This window comes from Paenibacillus sp. KS-LC4 (assembly GCF_036894955.1).
Lineage (GTDB): Bacteria > Bacillota > Bacilli > Paenibacillales > Paenibacillaceae > Pristimantibacillus.
On record NZ_CP145905.1, the window covers coordinates 2,593,848 to 2,617,028 of the forward strand.

General features: G+C 51.2%; 20 protein-coding genes. 14 read left to right on the forward strand and 6 right to left on the reverse strand.

Going from position 1 to position 23,181, the window contains the following annotated elements:
* Window positions 1-5 precede the first annotated feature (5 nt).
* The 3 genes from rpe to spoVM all read left to right on the forward strand — a co-directional run bounded on the left by rpe (window position 6) and on the right by spoVM (window position 1,541).
* Complete coding sequence (rpe, locus tag V5J77_RS11110; RefSeq protein WP_338555827.1) at window positions 6-650, forward strand: ribulose-phosphate 3-epimerase; 645 nt, start codon at window positions 6-8, stop codon at window positions 648-650.
* A gap of 48 nt (window positions 651-698) precedes the next feature.
* Complete coding sequence (locus V5J77_RS11115) at window positions 699-980, forward strand: hypothetical protein (RefSeq protein ID WP_338555828.1); 282 nt, start codon at window positions 699-701, stop codon at window positions 978-980.
* Window positions 981-1,460: 480 nt separating this feature from the next.
* A complete protein-coding gene (spoVM, locus tag V5J77_RS11120) occupies window positions 1,461-1,541 on the forward strand; it encodes a stage V sporulation protein SpoVM (protein ID WP_040711006.1) in 81 nt (26 codons plus the stop codon).
* Window positions 1,542-1,648: 107 nt separating this feature from the next.
* On the opposite strand, the gene rpmB is transcribed toward spoVM, so the two are convergent.
* Window positions 1,649-1,837, reverse strand: coding sequence for a 50S ribosomal protein L28 (rpmB, locus tag V5J77_RS11125; RefSeq protein WP_046230617.1), 189 nt, complete (start codon window positions 1,835-1,837; stop codon window positions 1,649-1,651).
* Window positions 1,838-2,202: 365 nt separating this feature from the next.
* Between rpmB and V5J77_RS11130 the strand changes: the two genes are divergently transcribed.
* The 7 genes from V5J77_RS11130 to V5J77_RS11160 all read left to right on the forward strand — a co-directional run bounded on the left by V5J77_RS11130 (window position 2,203) and on the right by V5J77_RS11160 (window position 14,964).
* Window positions 2,203-2,562 (forward strand): Asp23/Gls24 family envelope stress response protein, encoded by a 360-nt coding sequence (locus tag V5J77_RS11130; RefSeq protein ID WP_338555829.1) that lies wholly within the window; start codon window positions 2,203-2,205, stop codon window positions 2,560-2,562.
* 57 nt (window positions 2,563-2,619) lie between these two features.
* Window positions 2,620-4,380, forward strand: coding sequence for a DAK2 domain-containing protein (locus tag V5J77_RS11135; RefSeq protein ID WP_338556711.1), 1,761 nt, complete (start codon window positions 2,620-2,622; stop codon window positions 4,378-4,380).
* A 56-nt stretch (window positions 4,381-4,436) separates the two neighbouring features.
* Window positions 4,437-5,291: a DegV family protein gene (locus V5J77_RS11140; protein ID WP_338555830.1), complete on the forward strand. Its 855-nt coding sequence runs from the start codon at window positions 4,437-4,439 to the stop codon at window positions 5,289-5,291.
* Between the two features lie 12 nt (window positions 5,292-5,303).
* A complete protein-coding gene (recG, locus tag V5J77_RS11145; protein WP_338556713.1) occupies window positions 5,304-7,355 on the forward strand; it encodes an ATP-dependent DNA helicase RecG in 2,052 nt (683 codons plus the stop codon).
* Window positions 7,356-7,426: 71 nt separating this feature from the next.
* Window positions 7,427-7,714: a stage VI sporulation protein F gene (locus V5J77_RS11150; protein ID WP_338555831.1), complete on the forward strand. Its 288-nt coding sequence runs from the start codon at window positions 7,427-7,429 to the stop codon at window positions 7,712-7,714.
* Between the two features lie 290 nt (window positions 7,715-8,004).
* Complete coding sequence (locus V5J77_RS11155; RefSeq protein WP_338555832.1) at window positions 8,005-13,344, forward strand: pectinesterase family protein; 5,340 nt, start codon at window positions 8,005-8,007, stop codon at window positions 13,342-13,344.
* Window positions 13,345-13,635: 291 nt separating this feature from the next.
* Complete coding sequence (locus V5J77_RS11160) at window positions 13,636-14,964, forward strand: DUF2515 domain-containing protein (RefSeq protein ID WP_338555833.1); 1,329 nt, start codon at window positions 13,636-13,638, stop codon at window positions 14,962-14,964.
* Window positions 14,965-14,970: 6 nt separating this feature from the next.
* Here V5J77_RS11160 and V5J77_RS11165 read toward each other — a convergent pair whose 3' ends face one another.
* Genes V5J77_RS11165 through V5J77_RS11175 form a run of 3 tightly spaced genes read right to left on the reverse strand, consistent with a single transcriptional unit; the run spans window position 14,971 to window position 17,095 of the window.
* The gene (locus V5J77_RS11165) at window positions 14,971-15,462 is read right to left on the reverse strand and encodes a hypothetical protein (RefSeq protein WP_338555834.1); all 492 of its coding nucleotides are present in this window, start codon (window positions 15,460-15,462) and stop codon (window positions 14,971-14,973) included.
* Window positions 15,459-16,727: a DNA polymerase IV gene (locus tag V5J77_RS11170; protein WP_338555835.1), complete on the reverse strand. Its 1,269-nt coding sequence runs from the start codon at window positions 16,725-16,727 to the stop codon at window positions 15,459-15,461. Before V5J77_RS11170 ends, V5J77_RS11165 begins: the two co-directional genes overlap by 4 nt.
* On the reverse strand, window positions 16,724-17,095 hold the full coding sequence (locus tag V5J77_RS11175; RefSeq protein ID WP_338555836.1) for a hypothetical protein: 372 nt from the start codon (window positions 17,093-17,095) through the stop codon (window positions 16,724-16,726). The genes V5J77_RS11170 and V5J77_RS11175 overlap by 4 nt, the downstream gene beginning before the upstream one ends.
* Before the next feature lie 227 nt (window positions 17,096-17,322).
* On the opposite strand from V5J77_RS11175, the gene V5J77_RS11180 reads away from it, so the two are divergent.
* A complete protein-coding gene (locus V5J77_RS11180) occupies window positions 17,323-18,537 on the forward strand; it encodes an MFS transporter (RefSeq protein WP_338555837.1) in 1,215 nt (404 codons plus the stop codon).
* A 194-nt stretch (window positions 18,538-18,731) separates the two neighbouring features.
* On the opposite strand, the gene V5J77_RS11185 is transcribed toward V5J77_RS11180, so the two are convergent.
* Window positions 18,732-19,706: an aldo/keto reductase family protein gene (locus V5J77_RS11185; protein ID WP_338555838.1), complete on the reverse strand. Its 975-nt coding sequence runs from the start codon at window positions 19,704-19,706 to the stop codon at window positions 18,732-18,734.
* Window positions 19,707-19,762: 56 nt separating this feature from the next.
* Window positions 19,763-20,317 carry an XRE family transcriptional regulator gene (locus V5J77_RS11190; RefSeq protein ID WP_056038465.1) on the reverse strand — a complete coding sequence of 185 codons (555 nt, stop codon included), beginning with the start codon at window positions 20,315-20,317 and terminating at the stop codon, window positions 19,763-19,765.
* Between the two features lie 208 nt (window positions 20,318-20,525).
* Between V5J77_RS11190 and V5J77_RS11195 the strand changes: the two genes are divergently transcribed.
* From V5J77_RS11195 to V5J77_RS11205, 3 genes are all read left to right on the forward strand, one after another.
* On the forward strand, window positions 20,526-20,882 hold the full coding sequence (locus tag V5J77_RS11195) for a cupin domain-containing protein (protein WP_338555839.1): 357 nt from the start codon (window positions 20,526-20,528) through the stop codon (window positions 20,880-20,882).
* 218 nt (window positions 20,883-21,100) lie between these two features.
* Window positions 21,101-21,871 carry a sugar phosphate isomerase/epimerase gene (locus V5J77_RS11200; protein ID WP_338555840.1) on the forward strand — a complete coding sequence of 257 codons (771 nt, stop codon included), beginning with the start codon at window positions 21,101-21,103 and terminating at the stop codon, window positions 21,869-21,871.
* Window positions 21,868-22,884 (forward strand): Gfo/Idh/MocA family oxidoreductase, encoded by a 1,017-nt coding sequence (locus V5J77_RS11205; protein ID WP_338555841.1) that lies wholly within the window; start codon window positions 21,868-21,870, stop codon window positions 22,882-22,884. Before V5J77_RS11200 ends, V5J77_RS11205 begins: the two co-directional genes overlap by 4 nt.
* Window positions 22,885-23,181: the final 297 nt, after the last annotated feature.

The following is a 23,181-nucleotide window of genomic DNA, read 5'->3' on the forward strand; positions in this document are numbered from 1 at the left end:
AACCCATGACTATAATTGCACCCTCTATTTTATCGGCTGACTTCAGCCGGCTCGGAGAAGAAATTTCAGGTATTGAGCAGGCAGGAGCGGACTGGATTCATGTAGATGTTATGGATGGGCAGTTCGTACCGAACTTAACCTTTGGTCCTCCTGTCATCGCGGCTGTAAGGCCAGCAACAAAGCTGCCTTTCGATGTGCATCTGATGATTGAGCGTCCGGAGTTGTCAATCGCGAGTTACGCAGCTGCTGGTGCTGATCGAATTACGGTACATGCAGAAGCCTGCGTGCATTTGCACCGTACGCTTTATCAAATTAAGGAGCTAGGACTTCCAGCGGGCGTAGCCATTAACCCAGGAACTCCGGTGTCTGTGCTGGAATCCGTGCTAGCCGATGTGGACCTCATATTGGTTATGACGGTAAATCCGGGCTTTGGCGGGCAGAAGTTTATCCCTTATTCGCTGAACAAGCTGCGTCAAATCCGCAGCATGCTAGCGGAGCGCGAGCTGCAGCATGTTCATGTGCAGGTGGATGGCGGCATTAATGAAGAGACGGCTAAGCTTGTGACGGAGGCAGGCGCGAATGTGCTCGTAGCTGGCAATGCGGTATTTGCCCAGGCAGATCGCGCGGCGGCTATATCGGTTTTACGCTAGGCTGCATATCTTAAATTGTTAAATTAAGTTTGCACTTGGGAGGCTGCAATGGAAGAATACGAGACATCTCGCGGGAAGACATGGCTGTGGGTGATCCTATTTGCGCTCGGCATAGGCCTGCTGCTGGCGGCTTTCTCCATTTTAACTGGAATGATCAAATATGTGTTTTCTTTGCTTGCTTTGTATTTGATTTTTCAGTTTTTCAAAAGGGTTGAGAGACTATGGGCACGAATAACGGTAATTGTACTGGGCCTGGTATTTTATTTCTTGGCCGTATTGGTTTATACGGCAATCCAGTTCATCAATGAGAATCCGCCACCATTGGCGTGAGCATTATGCTTGAGAGGTTTTCCGTACTCGCTCAAATGGAATAGGACAAAGGCTTAGCGCATAGGATGGTTACATGAACGCAGGTTCGTGTAGCCATTTTTTTGAAATATAGGGAAGTATATCGCAGCACGATCCTTTCTCTATATTTCTCGGAATGAAACGCGCCGCGCCGCCAGAGGATGGCTTATGGCCGTTTCACCTTGAAATATAGGAACGTATATGATGTTTCTATCCGTTCTCTATATTTCTCAGAATGAAACGCGCCACGCCGCCAGAGGATGGCTTATGGCCGTTTCACCTTGAAATATAGGAACGTATATGATGTTTCTATCCGTTCTCTATATTTCTCGGAATGAAACGCGCCGCGCCGCCAGAAGATGGCGACAGCCGTTTCACCTTGCGTGAAACATAGCATGTGTATGCGGGAAGAAAAAGCATGTAAGTCACCATTTCGATGAGCGTGTCTGAGGAGGGATGGGCATGAAATTTTACACGATCAAGCTGCCGAAATTTTTGGGCGGGTTCGTAAAGGCGATTTTGAATACCTTCCAAAAAAGTTAGTTCCTTTGCAGCCGCCTTCGAATGATCGTGGTTTATGTGAACAATAAAAAGCACCTGAGCCCAGGTGCTTTTTGTCTACCATACAGCATAAAGCTGCAGGAGATGAATTATACGCGAGTTACTTTGCCGGATTTCAGAGCGCGCGCGCTGACATAAACGCGTTTCGGTTTACCGTCAACTAGAATGCGAACTTTCTGAACGTTTACTCCCCAAGAACGACGGTTTTTGTTGTTAGCGTGGGAAACGTTATTGCCTGTACCAGGGCTTTTGCCTGTTAGAAAACATTTGCGGGACATGAGTACACCTCCTTCAAGTAGTGCTGAGCTAAAAGCGCATTGTTAGCATAAGCTGTCAGTTATTGCATAAGCAAAACCGCATCGTAGCCATAAGCTCCCAGTTCTGCGTGAGCAAAACCGCTTCATTGGCTTGAAAAAGCGTTGAAGAAGCCTGCACATAAACATACTTTGATATCGTATCATAGTTGCGAAGTCTGAGCAACTAAAACTGATGTTTTTTATGGCGATTTGCCTGAGGTTGGCACCGTCTGCCCTTCTATAACGTAACAGTTTATAGTACAATAATAATGAGTTAAAGATTTTTGTTGAAGCTTCAGCAGCAATTGACAAAAGAAGCAATCTAGACAATAAAGGAGTGAATTTCCATGCCACTTACGCTCAGCACTGAGCTTGGCCGAATTTTCATAACAGAGGAATGCATTGCCGTTATGGCAGGCTCCGCCGCAATGGATTGTTATGGCCTTGTCGGGATGGCTTCTCGCAAACAATTAAAGGATGGCATTGCCGAGCTCCTGGGCAGAGAGAATTTGGCGCGCGGCGTTGAAATTCGCAGAGAACAAGATAAACTTTATATTGATTTGTATATTATTGTGAGCTACGGTACGAAAATTTCAGAGGTAGCGCATAATATTCAGACGAAGGTGAAATATGTGATGAGCGATGTTATTGGTCTCAATGTGGACCAGGTCCATATATTTGTGCAGGATGTAAGGGTATCTACATAGCAGGAAGGGGAATTTTCATTGAGTAAGGGCTTCATTAACGGTTCCGATTTTACCGCCATGGCCGTGCTGGGCGCAGATTTGTTAAATCAAAATGTCGATAAGGTAAATGCGTTGAATGTTTTCCCTGTGCCTGATGGCGATACGGGAACGAATATGAATTTGACGATTGCCTCAGGCATTCGTGAGCTGCGCAGCAAGCCGTCCGATCATTTAGGCAAAACGACGGAAGTGCTGTCTAAAGGACTTCTGATGGGGGCTAGAGGCAACTCAGGCGTTATTTTGTCACAGCTGTTTCGTGGTTTTTCGAAGGGACTTGCAAACGTTGAGCAAGCTGGCCCTCAGCAGATTGCAGCGGCGTTGCAGCACGGTGTAGATCTTGCTTATAAGGCTGTTGTGAAGCCGGTGGAAGGAACGATTTTGACGGTAGCCAAGGAAGCAGCGAAGCATGCGGTTGCTTATGCACGCCGTACGAATGATGTTACGGAGCTTATGAAAGAGGTTTACGATAAAGCGAATGAAACACTTCAGCGTACACCGGATATGCTTCCTGTGCTTAAGCAGGTTGGCGTTGTAGATTCTGGCGGACAAGGGCTGGTGCTTATTTATGAAGGGTTTGTTCGTTATTTAGTTGAGGGTGAAGGTGCATATGAAAGCTATTCCCTATTATCTGAAGCAGCGCCGCCCGAAGAAGTAAGTGTTCCGACGGCACAGCCAGCTTCAGCTCCACGCAAGGCAACGAATTTTGCTGCACAATCCCATCTGGAGACAGCAGATATTGAGTTTTTCTATGACATGGAGTTTTTTATTAATCGCAAGCCTGAGGGCAAAGCTGCTCCGTTTTTTGATGAATACGCTTTCAAGAGGGCGCTTGGCAAAGATGGGGACTCGATACTCGTCATTGCTGAGGACGATATCATTAAAGTTCATGTGCATTCCCGCAGGCCGGGGGATGTGCTGAATTTGGCACTCCCTTACGGTGAGCTGACGAACCTGCATATTCTGAATATGCGTGATCAGCATCGTGAGCTTCTGGAGGAAGAAGCAGCGATTCCGTCCTACGCGGTGCTGCCTGATTATGCGCTGTCGGGAAGCATTTCCTCGCCAGAGCTGCTGGCGGGAACTTCGGGAGCGGCTGTACCGCCTGGACAAGTTCATGAGCTGGCGCCCTTTGGCATCATTGCTGTAGCTCTCGGCGAAGGCATTTCGAATATTTTTCTGGATAATGAAGTGGATATTGTGCTGTCCGGCGGGCAAACGATGAATCCGAGCACCGAAGATTTCGTTAAGGCTATTGAATCGCTTGTGGCGGAGCATATTTACTTGCTGCCGAATAACGGCAATATTATTCTTGCTGCTGAGCAGGCTGCTGAGCTTAGTGAACGCAACGTTACCGTTATTCCGACGAAGACGATTCCACAAGGGCTTGCGGCAGTGCTGGCTTTCAAAGAGGATGAGAGCGCTTCGCGCAATACGGATTGGATGAAAAATGCGGCGGAGCAGGTTGTATCCGGCCAAGTAACGCATGCGGTTCGCGACACGACAATTGATGGTGTAAGCATTCGCGAGGGCGATTTTATCGGTATTAAAGAGAAGGCCATCGTCGCAGCGCATGAGGATCTGGCAGAGACTTGCCGCCTCCTTATTACTGAGCTTATGAGCGGCGGCGGCGAGCTGATTACGATGCTTACTGGAGCAGAGGCGAAGGCGGAGGATACGGAAGCGCTGGAAGCATGGGTGGCAGAGGCTTATCCCGATGCGGAGCTGGAAATTCAAGAGGGCGGACAGCCGCTTTATCCTTATTTATTCGCTGTGGAGTAATGACAGGTCAATAATCATTCAACAGCTGTTGATTCGGTACGAAAGGGGGCGCGAACATGAGGAACATTCATATTATAACCGACAGCACTTCGGATGTACCGGCCGAAAGATGTGCAGAGCTGGGCATTCAGGTTATACCGCTGAAGGTGCTGTTTGGTGAAGAAACCTATTTGGATGGCGTGACGATTGGGAAGGAGCAGTTTTATGAAAAGCTGATTGCCTCGCCTGTTCTTCCGACAACCTCGCAGCCGTCTCCAGCGGAGTTTCTTGAAGTATATGAACGGATTTTACAGGAGGATCCGGAAGCTATTATTATATCGATTCATTTGGCGTCCGTACTCAGTGGCACTTATCAGTCGGGTGTCATTGCGAAATCTATGCTTGATGAGCAGGCGGATGTGACGGTCATTGATTCCAAGTCGGCTTCGTATGGCTTTGGGGTTCAGGTAGTGACAGCAGCCCGAATGGCGCGCGAGGGGGCCTCTAAAGAGGCGATTTTGGCAGAGGTGGCTCGCCTTCAAAAGGAGCTAAGCCTTTATTTCCTCGTTGGCTCGCTGGAGTTTCTCCAGAAGGGCGGCCGAATCGGCAAGGCGGCAGCGCTGTTCGGATCGATTTTGAACATTAAGCCGATACTTTCCCTTGATTCGGAAGGTACGGTTCAGTCTGTGGACAAGGTGCGCGGTATGAAAAAAGCGATGCTGCGCATGATGGAATTGCTCGACAAGGATTTTGGCAATGAACGCGTTGGGATAGCGATTGGCTGGACGCATGGCGAGGAGACGGCGCAGGAGCTTGCGGCGCTGCTCAAAAACAAGCCGAATGTCGCGTTTATTGAATTTATAACGATTGGTGCTACGATTGGCACTCATGTGGGGCCTAATACATCGGCTGTATTTATGTATAAAGTGTGAGGAATGATTAAGATGACGCTGGAGCAATATTCCGTCCGGCAAATTAAAGGCGTGAGCGCTCCGAAGGAGCAAGAGCTTCACGCCTTTGGCGTTCATACCGTTGCTGATTTGCTGGACTATTTTCCATTTCGTTATGAGGATTACCGCGTTCGCGCGCTAGCAGATGTCAAGGACGGAGACAAAGCTACCGTGCAAGGGGTTGTGCGGGGCATGCCAGTGCTGCAGCGTTACGGGAAAAATAAATCGCGGCTCACTTGTAAAATTGAGATCGACTTTTTGCTCGTTACGGCGGTATGGTTTAACCGCCATTTTCTAAGGGATCAGCTGACGCCTGGGCGCACCATTATTTTGACAGGCAAGTGGGAGCAGCATCGTCAGCAGATGACCGTCTCGGAATCTGAGTTTCCGGAAGGGGCCGGCTCTGCCAAATCGGGGACGCTGCAGCCGGTGTATTCCGTAGGTGGGGCCATTACGCAGCCATGGATGCGCAAAACAATCAAGCAGGCTTTGCAGCAATATGGCCCGATGATCGAGGAGGTGCTGCCATTTGAGCTTATGGAGCGGCACCGGCTCATTGCTCGCCGTGATGCGGTGCTGCATATTCACGAGCCGGGAGATATAAGGGACGGCCTGGAAGCGCGGCGGCGGATGGTGTATGAGGAGCTGTTCCTGTTTCAGCTGAAATTGCAGGCTTACCGAATGCTTAGCCGAAAGCGGGGTGACGGTATCGCCCATATCATTGAGGCGGAGACGATTCGTCAGTTCGCGTCTACGCTGCCGTTCGAGCTGACGGATGGGCAGAAGAAGGTCGTAAATGAACTATTAGTTGACATGCGCCAGCCTGCAAGCATGAATCGGCTGCTGCAAGGCGATGTCGGCTCGGGTAAAACGGTCGTTGCCGCCATTGCGCTCTATGGTACCGTAAAATCCGGGCATCAAGGCGCATTAATGGTTCCGACGGAAATACTGGCAGAGCAGCATATGCGTTCCTTGACGAAGCTGTTCGAGGGCATGGACATTGAGGTTGGACTGCTGACGGGGAGCATGACGGAGCGCCGTCGCCGCGATGTATTTGCGGGGCTTCAGATGGGGCTGATTGACATTGTCGTTGGGACACATGCGCTCATTCAGGACACGGTCTTTTTCCGCAGCCTTGGCCTCGTAGTAGTGGACGAGCAGCATCGCTTTGGCGTTAATCAGCGCAGCGTTTTGCGGCGCAAAGGAATGAATCCCGATGTGCTGACGATGACGGCGACGCCGATTCCGCGCACGCTGGCCATTACCGCTTTTGGGGATATGGATGTATCGACAATTCGTGAGCGTCCGCATGGGCGCAAGCCGATCAAAACGTATTGGGTCAAGCATAGCATGATGGACCGGGTGCTTGGCTTTATTCGCCGCGAGGTAGGAGAGGGCAGACAGGCTTATATGATATGCCCGCTCATCGAGGAATCGGAGAAGCTGGATGTGCAAAATGCCATAGACCAGTATATACAGGTGCAGCAAGCCTTTCCCGATCTGAAGATCGGTCTGCTGCATGGGCGCCTGAGCGCGGCAGAGAAAGAGCAGGTTATGAGCTCCTTCGGTGCAGGCGAGCTGCATGTACTCGTAGCTACGACCGTTGTTGAGGTAGGCGTCGATGTTCCGAATGCGACGCTGATGATCGTTATGGATGCGGAGCGGTTCGGCTTGTCACAGCTGCATCAGCTGCGGGGGCGGGTTGGACGCGGCTCCTATCAATCCTATTGCGTGCTAGTCGCTGATCCCAAATCGGAGACAGGGCGCGAGCGCATGAAGGTTATGACGGAAACAGATGACGGCTTTGAGGTGGCGCGCCGTGACCTCGAAATTCGGGGGCCGGGCGATTTTTTTGGTACGAAGCAGAGCGGTCTGCCAGAATTTCGTGTCGCGGACATGGCAGCGGACTTCGAAGTGCTGGAAATGGCGCGGGACGACGCGGCTGAGCTGTGTGCCCGCGACGATTTTTGGGACAATCCGGCTTATGCAAAAATACAGGCAAAGCTGAATCGTGATCAACTTTTTCAAGGAGAACAGCTCGATTAGGAAATATCCGGGAACCTTTGGCATATAGTTAAACGTGAAAACGGTATGCCAACATGGAGGTGTCTGGAACATTGAGCTACCAAAAGTACGGTATTCGCCCGCAACTGGTCGAACGTATTAAAGGCAAGCTGAAAAATCCGCTCATGAAGGATCGCGTGCGCTTGCTGCTCGCTAACGTAACTAAATTCGACCTGCAGGATCGCGTCAAAGTCAGAAAGCTGGTGAAATCGACCGCCAGTATTTTGCAGGAGCCGCTAACGGATACGCAGGAGGAGCAGATCGTCGCTTTCGTTCTCGCCCAGAAGATTGACCCGAACAATACGTTTCACTTGCTCAAGCTTTGGGGCATGTTTCGCTGACCGTTTACGGTCAGCTTTTTTTATGTATTATATTTCCCATATTTCTGTTTTTTGAATAGGCTAGTTCTATCAGCGGCGAGCGGCTATAGGACATACGCCAATCACATTGCAATAGTAATCAGCAGCTCACATTTGGGATAATTTAGAAGTTTGGATGATTATCGTTTGTTAGTCTGGATAATCACTAGATTGGCTCTTTAGCGTTTTGCGGTGACAGTCGTTGAGTTGAATTAGCCTTCGCCCCTAGAATGGAATCATGTACATAAATTGCAAGAGAAAGGGGCTATCAGATGGTTAATAGATTGTGGAACGTATGCAGGAAATGGACAGCGCTGACACTTGCGGGTGTTATGCTGCTCGCAGCTGTACCGTTTTCGGCGGCGGCTATTGATAGGAAGGAATGGGAGGAAGCAGTCTCTCTTGGAGCGTTGTCGGAGCCACAGAGTTCCAGCGTCAGCGAAGAGGGAGAGATTAAGAGCTGGGCGCAAAAGGATTTCTCGTTGCAGATTGGCAATGTCATTGTAAAGGTTACGGGTGCGCTTTCGGCCGAATCCGCTTCATCTCTTACCATTCCAACGGGCCTCGTTCATTACGCCAAAAGTGAAAGCGCTTCAATAAGTCTGGATCTGAGCGGCAACGAGCTAGATGACTCAGACGTGACCAATCTGAGTACAGCTGTTGTATCCAAGCTTGCCATCGTGCCGGGCACGAACGAGCTTGTTGCCACATTTGTAGATCAGACCACTTATCCGGCTGAATACCGTGTCCATGTGGAGGATCAGAGCGTGCTTGAAACACCGTCTAGCTCGAGCGACTACCTGGTTGGTAGCGACTATGCCAGAGCGCTGGGCAGCCCGCCTGATGTGAAAGTGCAGCCGGACATGCCCGCTGAAATCGACCCGGACAATACGTTGACGGTTGTGCCTCAAGGACAGCGGCTTATTGTCGGGCATACGAACGGCAATGCGAATATCGGCTCCTTGAGCGGCATCAGCTATTACGTCTTCGACGCTAGAGAGGATGCAGCTACAATTGAAGCGGATATTCAGATTAAGTCAGTCGGCAATTCAAGCAATAAAGGCGTATTCTTCGGTATGTTCGATAGCGGGAATAGCATCTCGCGAATCGCAACGATTGGAGTGAGGGGAAACAAAACCCTCCGTAATGTGTACAGCAAGAGCGGAAGCCCTAATACACCAAGCGCGGGAAGCATGGACCTTGCTTATCAAATTGGCGATACGATTCGCATGGTCAATCAGAAGCGGGCTGGCGGCTGGTATTCGGAGGCTACTCTTAACAAGCAAACATACAGCGCTTTAATTGAGTATAGGAATATTGCGCTGGATGGCGGAGCAGCAGCAAATCTGAAATACGGCTTCGCCTTCTCCAATGTCGAGGTGGTTATTCGAAATCTTATGTTTAAGGATGAGCAAGGGAATGTGCTGTATGACCAGAACGATGCTTATGCAGCCATCGGTGAAGCACCGACGGCAACGGGGATTGCACAGCCCGTGCTGTCTGAGGATAGAACAAAAATTTCCTTATCCTGGAATGGCGATACGCCAAGTGCGGATGATGATGCAGCCTACGTCGTCGAAATGTCAACCGACGGCGGAGCAACCTATAAGATGATTGCTGACCAGTTGAAGGACAAGTTCTACACAGCAGTTGTAGAGGGTAGCGGGCACTATCAGTTCAAAGTGTACGGCATAGCAGGCGCTATCCGAACAGAACCGGTCATATCCGCTACAATTGCCATAGTCGAGCCGCTGGAGGCTCCCGTTGCTGCAATCGAGAGCGGAGATGGAAAGCTTATGCTTCATTGGAACACCGTGCATGAGGCCACCACATACGCCATCTACCGCAGATCGTCCGATCAGAGCGAATATGTTTTGCTGGCTAAGGATTTAATGGAAACCATCTATACAGATACAGATGTCGTTAATGAAACACCCTATTATTACTACGTTGTGGCGAGCTCGGCGAGCAATTCCAGCAATGGTTCGGTACCGGTATTATCCGTACCTTCTGCCGGACATAAGGGGGAATATGTGTATGAAGACGCAGCAGCTGAACTATTCATCACGAAAAAATCGTACGACACCGTATTTGCAAACAAAGCAACGCTAGAGGGTGTCGTCGACCGCAGCGGAACACTGCGGCTGCTTGTCAATGGCGCCGAGCAGGAGCAGGTTCATCTGAAACCGCAGGAAGCGTTCGGCTTTCGCGCTCTGCTGAATGAGGGACGTAACGATGTTTCCCTTCTCTTCACGGATCAGAGCGGGAATACGACCAGATCGTCCTTCAACTTTGTGTATTTGACTCATTACGATGCGATTGTCGATGCCGCCCATCAGGGCCCGCAAGGTGCGCTGTCGGGGAGCCAGCCTGGTGTCAAGCTCTACAGCACGGTGCAAGCAGCCGTTGATGCTGTGCCTGCCGGTAATACGGAACGCATCGTCATTCTAATTAAGGAAGGCAGCTACGACGAGCACCTTAGAATTGCTGCGCCGAACATCAGCCTGATCGGCGAGGATCGGGATCAGGTCAATATCAACTTTTATGATTCCGTTCTGTCGCCGGAAGGTGGCAGCACGGCAGAGCGAAATGCGGTATATGTACTGGAAAGCGCTGCGAACTTCTCCGCAGAAAATTTGACCTTTGAGAATACGTACCCCTACTTGGGAGATGGCTCCAAGTCCAACGAATCAGCCGATGCGCTGCGGGTAGATGCGGATCAGAGCACCTTTGTCCATGTGAAGCTGCTCGGCTATCAGGATACGCTATATGCCAGCAAAAATCGTCAATATTATTACAAGAGCTACATTCTTGGCAATGTAGACTTTATTTATGGAGATGCGCAGGCGTTGTTCAATGATTCGGATATTGTGTTCCGTTACCATGCCGCGAAGAACAGCGGCTACGTAACCGCTCCTAGAACGGCTGCTGACAAGTCCTACGGTTATATTTTCAACAATAGCCGGATCATGGCTGAGGAAGGAGCGTCCGGCACGAAATATTTGCTCGCGCGGCCTTGGGGACCGGATGGAGCCGCGACGTTCATTAATATGTATATGAGCGGGATCGTGAACAAGCAAGCACCCTATACCGATATGAGCGGCAACTTGGCGGTGAAGGCCCGCTTTAATGAATACTACACCTATGGGGATGGCTTCGCGATTCATAGCGGACGGCCACAAATTTCAAAGACTCAGGCAGAAAATATGCTCACGCCATCCTTTCTTGGGTGGAACCCTTATGAGACCGTTACTGCAAGAGCACAAGGCGACTACATTGGGAATATGACAACCGTTACAGAGGAGAAGTTCACCGAATCTACCTATGTGTTTGACAAAGCTAATCCTAACTCCACCAACGACACCGGACTTGGCCGCTATGCTCTGGAGGGCTATGCGGCGTCAAGACAGGTAACGGGCGGCGGATTGCTGCTGGAGACATCAGAGAACTATCATAAGGCTGCAACAGCCGAGCAATTGCTAAGTGCGCTTGCCAAAGCGAAGAACACAGGCAAGGCAACCGTTATTGAACTGCTCGGTGATATTGCGCTTGGCTCCGAGGAAATCGGGGATGAGATTGCGAAATACGGCCGACTTATTCAGCCGGCCCAGCATCAGCCGCTGATGCATCCTACACTGATAAAGTCTGGAATTTCTACGCTCCGGCTTGAGGGCATGAGCGGTCTCACGATTTTTTCTCAGAACGGAGCAAAGCTGACACACGTAAAGATAGAAATCAACGGCTCAAGCAATATCATTATTCGGAATCTCGTGTTCGACGAGCTGTGGGAGTGGGACGAACAGACGGGCGGCGATTATGACCGCAATGATTGGGATTACATTACCATTCAGGAGGGCAGTACAGGCATCTGGATTGATCACAGCACCTTCTATAAAGCATATGACGGCATTGTTGACATAAAAAAAGCCGTAGACACCGACACATCCGATGTGACGATTTCGTGGAGCCGGTTTCTACCCGAAAGCGAAGGCTCGTTCTTTAATGATATGATGGCACTGCTGGAGGCGAGTCCAGAGCAATATCCTTATTATAACAAGCTGCTGACCGAGTACGACATGACCAAGGCGCAAGCGCGGTCTTTTGCAGCGGCACAGAAGAAAACTCACCTAATCGGCGCCTCAGATACAGAAGCCAATCAGAGGAATTTAAGAATTACGCTGGCCAACAACTATTATTTGAACTCCATGGATCGGATGCCGCGGCTCCGTGCAGGCTCCGGTCATGTATACAACACAATTATGGATGCTTCCGCGCTGCTGACGCTTCGACAGTCACTTACGAACGAACTAGCACAACCAAAGGTCGTCAGCAATGGTGCAATCTCGACTGTAGGCGCTTCTGTTCTCATTGAGAATTCCGATATTCGCGGCATTGTCAAAGCGCTGCTAAGCGGCAACGGCTCGAGCCCCGCCGGTCATATAGGCGCTCTCAACACGCTATATACCATGAATGGGGTTCCAGCAAGCTTGACGATAACCGATGAGTCCCAGGCTGGACTTACGCTGGATGCGACTGCATTCAAGAGTAAGCTTCCTTATCGCTATCAGCTGTATGACGCAGGAAAACTGAACGGACTGGTGCTCCCGTATGCAGGCGCTGGCAGGCTGAAGATGCTGCCGTTGCAATGGGCGAAAACCTCCTACAATGATTCCTCTGATCCTACCCAGCCGACTGCGCCATCTGGCGGCGGCCAAAACGGGAACAACCCAGGAAGCGGCAGCGGTGGTACATCCGGCGGCACGAGCACTAGTGCGAGCAGCAGCGGCGTGCAAGCGTCCATCGCTCAAATTAAAGCCTCTTTCGAGAAGCTGAGTGACGAAGAACAGCAGAAGGTAGTCACCTCTGTAGAGGAGTTTCTGCCGTATACCTGGTCCTCCGAGCAAGGCTTGACGGTTGCGCTGCTTGCCTTGTTAACGAATCAGGTGTTCACGAACGAGGAGCTGGCCGTCATTGCCGCGAATCCAGTGGAAGCGCTGAAGGCGCTAGGCATCCAAATTGAAGGCCGTTATCGCGTGCTCGAGCTCCCAACCGCATCGAGCGCCAGCTTTAAAGACGTTAATGATCGACATTGGGCGCTCGACTCCATCCGTGAGGCGACTAGGCTTGGCTTGGCAAGCGGCATGCCAAATGGCACGTTTGCTCCGAATCAGTCGCTCCGAACAGCGGATGCTTTCACCTTCCTGGACCGCGTGCTTATGAGAAGCGGTCTGGTCGCTAGCTCGCTGCCAAGAAGTACGGTTGAGCGGTACGTAACCGACAAATCGCACTGGTCCTTCTACGCTAAGGCCTCAATCGGCGCAAAGCTCAGCGAGCAGACGCTGAGGGCTGTCAGCAGTCTGGGGGAGGAGCCGATCACCAGAGAGCTGCTTGCGCAGGTGCTCTACGAAGCGACCGGAGGCCGTCTTGATCCTGTCAGAGATGCGCAGACATTTGCCGACATTGCTAGCTCGCCATATCGGGAGGGCATTGAATATTCCGTGAGGGCGGGACTGCTTAACGGCGTCTCTGCATCGACAATGGAGCCTGACCGGGCGCTGACAAGGGCTGAGATGATTGCGATTATAGTCAGACTAAGCGAGCGGCTGTCATAACCCTTAAGTAGGGATATACCCTTCACGTTAATTTCAAAGGTACAGCCACTCAATAAAATGTACCCTATAAGATGGACACTTTTAAAAAGGTCATCTTGTAGGGTCTTTTTTTGTGCAAAATCAAAATACACATAATGATCGGGTAAAAATAATACAATGCTTACCAGCCGACACGGCTGCATCGGTGGAGTCGCTCGCGGATACTGCTGTTCTTTTCCGGAAATACTTTCTTTTTAGCATAATTGCAGCTCTTGGAATAGGAAGTTAGTGGTTAAGGATGGAGGAGTGCTCATGGGAGGTGCAGAAGGAAAGCTTGGGAGCAGGTTTAGAGCGTGGCTTCTGCGCTGCATCCAGCTGCCAGCAGATGCTTGGCAGTATGCGGTTGGCAAGTGGCATAGCTTTGGCGAGTCGCAAAAAATGGCTGCAAAAGCGCGCCCGCTTATTATGCAGCCTGCAATCGTCTCTAAACTTGCAGCCTCATGGACGCAGCTGGAACTGGAGCTTGAGCAGAAGCAGGAGGGTGGCAGCTCCAATGCTAATGCAAATGGCCATTTTGACGACACCGAGAGCGCTGCTGCGGCTGCGGACGCAGCCGATCATATGCTGCTTGCCGCGATTCGGGCAGATGCTGTTCGTCTGAACCGCAACAATGTGACGAGAACGGAAGCATATTTGGCGATGTATAAACGTTGCCCGGAGTTGCACTGGGCGCTGCTTGCCCATTTGGTTTCACGCAATGGCGGTTGGAATATGACCGATTTGCAGGGGGAGTGGCTGCCGTACTTACTTGGCCGATCAGCGCGTGAGGCTGTATTCCGCTTTTTGGAGCGGGCGAATGCGCTCATCTTTCAGGACGCTTATCCGCAGCTGCTGCTGTACGAGGCAAGCTGCAAAGCGGGGCGTCCGTTGTTTCATTTGCTGCCGCAGCTAGGTGTGTCCCGCTTTATGGTCCCGGTTTGGCAAATGTTTTGGGAGAGCGGCGACTCTGCCGTTTTGACGGTTGCCCTTATTGTAAATGAGCAAAATTACATTGAAAAGCGAATTGTGCAGCATCCTTTTTTCCGCAAGGAGGTGCTGGATACATTTTTTTTCGGCTTGCAGTCATTATTGCAGCTTAATGCGGTTCTGTTTTGCTATCGGCCCGGTGGTGAGGAGATGAAGCTTGCGGGGCTAATTTTGGAAAGCTTCGACAATCTGAAGGAACGAATCGAGTTTGGCAAACGGCTGTATACGCTGCTTTTTGCTGTGCCGGAGGTGCATAGCGGCGCCTTTGCTTTCGCGCAGGCTACCCGTCACACGGGTTCACGTGCGGATTATGCCTCTCATTTGTTTGCGGCAATCAGGCGTGACCCGCCAAAGAGGCCTTACAAGGAGCGGCTAGCGGGGAGACGGCTTGCACCTGATGCAGCGCCTTTATTCAGCCCGGAGCTAAGCAGCGTCTGGCCCGATCGGGCGGTTGAGGCGCCGGAGCCTGGCGATTGGTTCCGGCAGGCAGCACAGGTGCTTCCCTATTTTCAAAAGCTGCCGCTGCCGCATTCTTTTGAAATGACCAATGAATACAGCCTGCTGCTGAACAAAATTGAACTAGCTGTGCTGGCTTCTCAGCAGTGGAAGCCTTAGCGGGGCTTAATTTGCCTTTCCAGCGCCTGCCATAGCTGCTACAAGACCGTCCACATAACGTACGATTCGGAGGCTTATCTCGGCGCGCATATAGTCCCGGGTGATGATGAAATGATCTTCATATTCCCGGCAAATATAGCGGTAACGGGCCTCTTGATGGTTTTTCTCCTCTTCAAAAACGCGGATATTTTTCTCCGTCAATGCTCTCTTTAATTGGGTTAGGTCATGCTCGACATTTCTAGCCAGCAATTGGGCAGCTTTAGCATAGAGCAGTCTTAGCGTTTCGAAGGATTGCTCTGCCTCATGAGCTTTTTTGACGATGATTGCGTGCATGATCGGCAGCAATACATAATCCTTCATCATATGAATTTCTTCTGATGTTGGACGAGCAGGCGGAATAGCCGTATTTCGAAATCTGTTCTGAAAAGCCTCCTTATGCTGTGGGAGCATCATTCGGCTAGATTCCCAGAGTCCGTTTTTCTCCAATTTTTTGCTCATTTGTAATGCCCTCCGATTTTTAAGGATCTATCCGCTGCTTGCCCGGCGGCAGTTAGGGATGAAGCTCTGACAATGGCAGTGCTCCCATAGCGATTTTTGATGCTGTCTGTCACTTTCTCCAGCGCTCTAAGCTTGATCTGATCATCAAAGAGGGTGAGCTGATAGCTTTGATCGTCCATGAGCTGGCTGATGGTCACACCGACCCGGCGCACAGGCATACCATCCCAAAATTTATAAAAGAGCTGCTTCACCGCTTCAAAAACCGTTTTTGTATGGTTTGTGGGATCGAGCAGCTTCATTTGGCGCGAAAATCCGGTGGGCGCTTCGTAGGGACTGCACATGCAGTTGACCGTGACGACATGGCCCATATATTTTTTGCGACGGCAATCGCGGCAAACCTCCTCCGTCAGCTCTAATAAAACGGTATCTACCTCCCAAGGCTCGATATAATCTCTGGGCAGCGTCATCATATGGCCAACCGATTTTGGCGGGGTATTGAAGGTTTCCGGTGTTACCGGGCTATCGTCGATGCCGTTGGCCGTTCGCCACAGCACCTCGGCCTGAATATCGGATTGCTTGCCAAAGCGAAAGCGCAGCCGATCCCTCAGACGCGGAAGCGGCGTTCTGGCAATATCGCCTATTGTATGCATGCCAAGACGAGTGAAATGGGTGGTCATGCGTGAGCCGACTCCAAACATTTTATGAACCGGCTGCGGCCACAGCAAAGCTTCGACTTCTGTTTTAGGGAGGGTGAAGATGCCGTCCTTATTCTTTTTTGCCCAGATGTCCGTCGCCATTTTAGCGAGCATTTTATTGGAGCTTATGCCGATTCTTATCCACACCCCTGTCTGCTGGAGAACCTTCTGCTGAAGAGCTTTAGCTATCGTAACAGGGTCTCCGAAAAGCGGGAGGCTTGCCGTAATGTCCAGAAACTGCTCATCTATGCTGAAAACTTCAACGAGATTCGTAAACTCCTCATAAATGCCCGTAATCATCATAGAGGCGTCGATATAATGCTGCATGCGGGGGCGCAGGACGACGAGCTCCGGACATTTATTTAAAGCGATTCCGAGCCGTTCGGCTGTCGTTATGCCGTATTGCTTGGCGATGGGGCAAGCCGCTAAAATAATGCCTGAGCGGCGCTCAACAGAGCCAGCCACAACAACGGGTTTATTTTTACACTCCGGATGGCTGGCTTTCTCAATACTTGCGTAAAAACTTTGACAATCCGCGAGCAATATAACCCTTTCAGCTGCTTCCTTCATTCCAATCGCCTCCGCATATTCATCAGCATGGTCATTAGCTCAGCCTTCACTAAGCTTCTCAGCATGGTGAAATGATGGGTATAACCGCGAACCTTATATTCAACATGGACCCCGCGCGCATTCATTTCGGTATTCAGCGCTTTAATATTTCGCTCTCTCATTTTTTTCTTAATGCTTTGCAATTCAAGATAGATGCTTTGTTCGATTTCATTGAGATAAAAAAGGATATGATTGTAAATCATTTTGTTCCGATACATTTTTAATTCGTTGATGTCTCTAGCTAGCATTTCGAGAAGGATTGGCAGCAGGGTATGCTTTTTAATGATGATTAAATCCTCTTCCGTTTCGATAATTGAATGGACACTCATAGCTACACCACCATGACGCGAACGTGTATTCGTATTACGTATTATATACCGAATGTACGTTCTCTATGCAAGGTTTTGCAGACAGGTAATTTCGACCAGCTTGAATTTCTGCGGGAAGGGAGAGGGGCTAACGTTCTGAGGGGTGGTTATAATAATGAGGCTTGTCCAATAAGTCAGAAGATGCGATGATAAATAAATCATATGCTTACATAAGGGGTTAGAGCAAAATGAAACAGGCATCTTTGCTGCAAGACAAAAAACAACGCAAATTGCTGTTCAGCGCCGGGCTCAGTTGGATGTTCGATGCCATGGACGTCGGCATGCTGTCCTTTATCGTGGCTGCGCTAAGCGTAGAGTGGGGGCTTGGCACCGAGCAAATCGGACAGCTGACTGCGATTAATTCCATCGGCATGGCGGTGGGAGCGGCAGCGGCGGGGGCGCTGGCGGACCGCTACGGTCGCCGGACCATTTTGCTGTGGACGCTGCTCATCTTCTCGGCGGCGAGCGGCTTGTCGGCGTTGGCGGGCACCTTTACTGTGCTATGTATTTTGCGGTTCGCAGGCGGCTTCGGACTTGGCGGCGAGCTGCCCGTCGCTTCGACACTCGTATCCGAGTCGGTTCCCGTTAAGGATCGAGGGAGAGCGATTGTGCTTCTGGAAAGCTTCTGGGCAGGCGGCTGGATTGTCGCCGCGCTCGTCTCGTATTTTGTTATTCCGGCTTATGGCTGGCGAGCAGCATTTATTATTGGAGCGGTTCCGGCGCTGTACGCGCTGTATTTGCGAAGAGCGATTGAGGATTCACCGCGCTATGTGGCGCAAAAGGGGAAGGTTTTGCCGCTGCGCCAGCGGCTGGCGGCGATATGGTCACCGAAGCATCGCCGCTCGACGATTATGCTGTGGCTGCTGTGGCTGACGGTCGTCTTCTCGTATTACGGCATGTTTCTGTGGCTGCCGACCGTGATGGTGCTGAAGGGCTTCGGGCTGGTCAAAAGCTTTCAATATGTGCTGCTCATTACACTGGCGCAGCTTCCGGGCTATTTTACAGCAGCCTATTTCATCGAGAAGCTGGGGCGTAAATTTGTGCTGGTCACCTATTTGCTGCTGACGGCGGCAAGCGCCATCTGGTTTGGCAGCGCGACGACACAAGGCATGCTGCTGGCTGCCGGAGCTTGTCTTTCCTTCTTCAACCTTGGTGCGTGGGGAGCCATGTACGCTTACACGCCGGAGCAATATCCGACGGCGGTGCGGGCAACGGGAGCAGGCTTTGCCGCTTCCTTCGGCCGGATCGGGGGCATCATCGGCCCTTATATGGTGGGGATGCTTGTGGCAGGAGGAACGTCGATACAAACGGTGTTCATCATTTTCTTTGCAGCGATCGTATGCGGTGCGCTGGCCGTTGCCTTTCTAGGTAAAGAAACCAAAGGAATTGATCCTGACCTTTGAGCAGGAGAGCTTGCCAGAATAGGATGAACGAGGCGAGAAAGAGCAGGAAGCACGTCGCTTTCTAAATGAAAAAAAGCCCCTCTCCCGAGGAATAGCAGCTTCGGCAAGCCGAACGCTGCTTGATCAAGGAAGGGGGTTCTTTTTTTTGAATAAATCCTGCAAAATACAGATTTTAGCACAAGTAGCTGCAAATGCTACCTAAGCGGCGCAAAATGCTTCACTTGCTCCAATATAGCTTCGATTTCCTGCACAACATCTGCCGAAAGCTCCAACTCCACAGCTTTGACGTTTTCGACGATTTGCTGCGGACGGCTCGCGCCAATTAGCGCGGAGCTGATGCCGGGCAAGCGCAGTACCCAGGCCAGCGCCAGCTGGGAAATCGAGACGCCAAGCTGGCTAGCCAATCCATCGAGCTGGTCTACGCAGTCAAGGACATCGTCCCGCAAATAGCTTTTCAGCACATGGTTGATCGAATCATTGGCAGCACGGCTATCTGTAGGCAATTGCTGGCCTTTTCTGTACTTTCCGGTCAGAATGCCTTGCGCCAGCGGGGAAAAGACGATCTGGCCAATGCCTTCCCGCTCGCTGACAGGGATGACTTCCTGCTCGATATATCGCTCAAACATATTGTAGATCGGCTGGTTGGAAATGAGCGGACGCAGGTTTAGCCGCTTTGCAATGCCGGTCGCATCGGCGATTTGAGCGGCGCTCCATTCGCTGACAGCGGAATACAAAATTTTGCCCTGTGCGGTCAAATCGTCCAGCGCCCGCAGCGTCTCTTCCAGCGGGGCATTCTGATCATAGCGATGGCAAAAATAAATATCAATATAGTCCGTGCCGAGACGCTTCAAGCTGGCGTCACATTGCTCCATAATATGCTTGCGCGATAAGCCGCCGTCATTGGGGCCGTCACCCATATTGAAAAAGACCTTCGTCGAAAGCACGTAGCTTGAGCGCTCGAAAGGCCGCAGGGCAGCGCCTAGTGCCCGCTCACCCTCGCCGCGGTTATAGGCATTGGAAGTATCGAAGAAATTGATGCCGCTTTCAAAGGCTTGCTGAATGCAAGCGTCAGCCGCCTTCTGCTCGGTAGCTGTACCATAAGTGAGCCAGCTTCCAAGACCGATTTCGCTTACTTTAATGCCGCTTGAACCAACGCGTCTGTATTTCATACTCTGATTCCTCCGTTTTCATTGAAAAAGTAAATGCCAGGCTCTGGCCGCAGCCGCTATTGCTCCAGTGATTTTTGCGTGAAGATAGCCATATACGTCACCTCGTCCGATACAGGGCAGAGGAGATGCTCCTCCAGCGAATTGAAATAAAGCGTATCCCCCGGATGCAGCGAATATTCAGTCGCACCAACCTTATAGGTCATCTCGCCGCTGATCATATAAATAAACTCCTCCCCCTCATGGGAGAAGCCGTGCGGCTTGACCTCGCCTTTGCGGGCTGTAATCAAATAAGGCTGGACCAGCTTGTCTCTGCGCTCGCTGGCAAACGCGTAGAAGGAATACCCTCTGTCTGTCCGTAGCCAGCTGTCTTTATCGCTGTACTGCAGGCTAGAATTGAATACGGTCGCATTGGCGCTCTGCTCCTCAATCAGGTCGGACACCCGGACGCCTAAAGCTCCGGCAATTTTCATCAGTGTCGCCACCGGAGGAGCGGATAGATCGTTTTCAATTTTGGACAGGAGACTCTTCGTAAAGCCGCACTGTTTTGCGATTTCTTCCTGCGTCCGCTTCTGTTCCATGCGGATCAGCCGGATTCTTTTGCCGAGGCTCATCAGTCACACACCTTTATTTGTCATACTTGCCCTCTATCGTATCATAAATAGACTAAGTTGAAAATGGTTCAATAAAGTTGTTGATAATTCAACTTAGTTGAATTAAAATAAACCTGCAATCACCTTGAGCTAAGTGCTGGAAGTGAACAGGCGACGAGCAATGGAAGCGCCAGAGCATGGAAGGCTGCACGAAACAAGGAGGGACAGTATGGTTAAAGCGGCGGATTTGAATGAGGAGCAGCATGTGCTGGATATGGGCTGGGGCAAAATAGCATGGCTATATGGCCATGAAATCGACCCGGAGGGCCAAATGACATTTGGGCAGGTTTACATTAACGCAGGCGAGGAAAATGGCCGCCATCGGCATCCGAACTGCGAGGAAATTATTTTTGTGCTGTCGGGCGAATGCGATCATTCGCTAGGGGATGAAATGCATCATCTGAAGCCAGGCATGGCGCTGCGCATTCCGCAAAATGTGCCGCATCATGCCAAGGTTACGAGCTGGGAGCCGTGCCGGATGATCATTGCATATTCGGCAGTCGATCGGCAGACGGTGGGCGAATAGAGTCGCCGTGCGAGCGCCTGTTGACCTAGTAGGAGCAGCATGGAACAGCTCAGCTTGTTCAAGCAGAACGTGCGATACAGAACGTACAAGGCAGAAGAGCGCATGGTGCAGAAAGTATGATACAGAACGTACAAGGCAGAAGAGCGCATGGTGCAGAAAGTATGATGCAGAACGTACAAGGCACAACGTAAAATGCAGGATGCAGGGAGGATGAGAAGGTGGCAATCCGGTATGCTTTTTCCCGGCCAACAGCGGGGACAGCGGAAGAGGAAGCGCTCATACATGGCTATCAGGCGGCAGGCTATGAGGGCTTGCAGCTCAAATGGAATCAATATATGCCCTATGTGCAGGAGGCGGAGCGGTTTATGGAACGCTGGGGACAGCGGCCGGGCCTCGCATCGGCACTTATTACGGGAGGCACGCTGCTTAGCGATGACAGCAAGAATGAGCTGCGCCGCATTTTTCGGTTTGGGCAGCAGGTGGGCACGGAGCTGATCGTCTACTGTCACAGCGTTCCGAGGGCGGGGCTGGAGGAGGAAGCAATCGCCAGCTTTGCGCGGCTGTTCGCGGAGCTGGGCAAGGAGGCGCAAGCTAGCGGACTTCAGCTGTCGCTGCATCATCATTACGATCAGCCGGTCATGCACCGGGCGGATTTTGATGTTTTTTTCAACGAGCTGCGGCCCGAGGATGGGGTTGGGCTAACGATCGACACGGCGCATCTCGTGAAGTCGGGCATTTCCGATGTGGCGGAGGTCATTCGCAGCTTTGCGCCCTTTATCAATAATTTTCATATGAAGGATTTTGCGGCTGGCGAATATCGGATTTTGGGAGAGGGCTCCATTGATTTTCAGCCGATTATGACAGAGGTGCAGCGAATAGGCTATACGGGCTGGATGTCGGCGGATGAGGAAAGCGGCGGGGAAATTGCAGCGGGCATGCAGCAATGCTTGCAGTTCATGAAATCAGGTGTCGGGAGAGTGGCGGAATGAAAAAATATAAAATTGGCTTTGTCGGTGCAGGAGCAGTCACGCGGCTGCATTTGAGAGGTTACGCTAATCATCGGGATCGCGTGGAGGTCGTTGCGATTTGCGATCCAAGCGAAGCGGCTGTTCAAGAGCGCGCCGAGGAGTTCGGCATTCCAGGGAGATATACGAAGCTTACGGAAATGCTGGCGCATAGCGGGCTGGATGCCGCAGTAGTCTGTACCCCCTCGACGATACGCGGAAGCATTATGCAGCCGCTGCTGGAAGCGGGCATTCCGGTATTTTTGGAAAAGCCTTTCGCTGACACGTTTGCCGAGGCGCAGCAAATAGCAGAGCTCGCTAAGCGGCAGAACGTTCCGGTATGCATCAATCAAAATTTCCGCAAGCATCATAAATTTGATTTTATTCGCGATTTGGTCAAAGCAGGCGTAATTGGCAAGCTGGAGGCCATTCAGTTTGACTCCTTGTTCTATCGGCAGGATGCAGGCTGGCGGATTCATACGGAGCGTCACGCTTTGTCCGTCATGGCGATTCATTGGTTTGACGGCATGCGCCGAGTGGCGGATGCGAAGGCGACCTCCATTTATTGCAGCGCCTACTCCTCGGAGGCGGTCGATTGCTTAGGCGAGACGGATGCGACGGTGCTAATGACATTTGAGAACGGCGTGCGCGCCCATTTTACCCAAAGCTTCTCCAGTCCGTTTCCTAAAAATGATCTTGTCGTGCTTGGCAGCGAAGGCGTGCTCAGCACTTCGTCTGATACAATCGGGCTGTATCGCCGCGACCCGAGTGGTGAGCCGAACTGGAATCCGCAGCCGGTGCAGACATGGGAGCATGCGCTGCCAATTGAGGAGGCGATATTTGATGGCCTCAATCAGCTGCTTGTCTGGTTGGAGACAGGTGTAGAAGCTGAAAATAGCGCATATGACAATTTGCATACGGTTTCATTGCTGGCCGGGGCGTACGAGTCGGCAGGGGCTAATCAGGTTATTGCTTTTCAGGACGGACTGCTAGGGTAGGGCAGGTAGAGCAGATCGAGTCTGCAACTGCAAACACGGTATGAAAAAGCTGCAAAAACCATATGTGAAGGACTAGGTGGCTGCTTAAGGCTTCGGGCGCTTAATCATGTCGCTAGTTGAACGGGAATAAATAAGGCGCAGGGCTTTCGCAGCAGCGAAAACCTTGCGCCTTATTGTGCATAATAAGCTCTGCGAGCGTTGGTTTGGAGAATTATCCATTATGGCGGACACCAAATCCGCTATTTCCTCAAGCAAGCCATTGAAGTGATGCCTCGCGGACACAGAAGCACCTATTGC

What these genes read in the sequence shown, in the direction of transcription:
- V5J77_RS11205 (WP_338555841.1), top strand. Translation starts at nt 21,868, where the DNA reads ATGAAAAAATATAAAATTGGCTTTGTCGGTGCAGGAGCAGTCACGCGG.
- rpe (WP_338555827.1), top strand. Translation starts at nt 6, where the DNA reads ATGACTATAATTGCACCCTCTATTTTATCGGCTGACTTCAGCCGGCTC.
- V5J77_RS11170 (WP_338555835.1), bottom strand. Translation starts at nt 16,727, where the DNA reads ATGAAGGAAGCAGCTGAAAGGGTTATATTGCTCGCGGATTGTCAAAGT.
- V5J77_RS11180 (WP_338555837.1), top strand. Translation starts at nt 17,323, where the DNA reads ATGAAACAGGCATCTTTGCTGCAAGACAAAAAACAACGCAAATTGCTG.
- V5J77_RS11165 (WP_338555834.1), bottom strand. Translation starts at nt 15,462, where the DNA reads ATGAGCAAAAAATTGGAGAAAAACGGACTCTGGGAATCTAGCCGAATG.
- V5J77_RS11115 (WP_338555828.1), top strand. Translation starts at nt 699, where the DNA reads ATGGAAGAATACGAGACATCTCGCGGGAAGACATGGCTGTGGGTGATC.
- V5J77_RS11185 (WP_338555838.1), bottom strand. Translation starts at nt 19,706, where the DNA reads ATGAAATACAGACGCGTTGGTTCAAGCGGCATTAAAGTAAGCGAAATC.
- V5J77_RS11190 (WP_056038465.1), bottom strand. Translation starts at nt 20,317, where the DNA reads ATGAGCCTCGGCAAAAGAATCCGGCTGATCCGCATGGAACAGAAGCGG.
- spoVM (WP_040711006.1), top strand. Translation starts at nt 1,461, where the DNA reads ATGAAATTTTACACGATCAAGCTGCCGAAATTTTTGGGCGGGTTCGTA.
- rpmB (WP_046230617.1), bottom strand. Translation starts at nt 1,837, where the DNA reads ATGTCCCGCAAATGTTTTCTAACAGGCAAAAGCCCTGGTACAGGCAAT.
- V5J77_RS11195 (WP_338555839.1), top strand. Translation starts at nt 20,526, where the DNA reads ATGGTTAAAGCGGCGGATTTGAATGAGGAGCAGCATGTGCTGGATATG.
- V5J77_RS11160 (WP_338555833.1), top strand. Translation starts at nt 13,636, where the DNA reads ATGGGAGGTGCAGAAGGAAAGCTTGGGAGCAGGTTTAGAGCGTGGCTT.
- V5J77_RS11155 (WP_338555832.1), top strand. Translation starts at nt 8,005, where the DNA reads ATGGTTAATAGATTGTGGAACGTATGCAGGAAATGGACAGCGCTGACA.
- V5J77_RS11140 (WP_338555830.1), top strand. Translation starts at nt 4,437, where the DNA reads ATGAGGAACATTCATATTATAACCGACAGCACTTCGGATGTACCGGCC.
- recG (WP_338556713.1), top strand. Translation starts at nt 5,304, where the DNA reads ATGACGCTGGAGCAATATTCCGTCCGGCAAATTAAAGGCGTGAGCGCT.
- V5J77_RS11130 (WP_338555829.1), top strand. Translation starts at nt 2,203, where the DNA reads ATGCCACTTACGCTCAGCACTGAGCTTGGCCGAATTTTCATAACAGAG.
- V5J77_RS11175 (WP_338555836.1), bottom strand. Translation starts at nt 17,095, where the DNA reads ATGAGTGTCCATTCAATTATCGAAACGGAAGAGGATTTAATCATCATT.
- V5J77_RS11135 (WP_338556711.1), top strand. Translation starts at nt 2,620, where the DNA reads ATGGCCGTGCTGGGCGCAGATTTGTTAAATCAAAATGTCGATAAGGTA.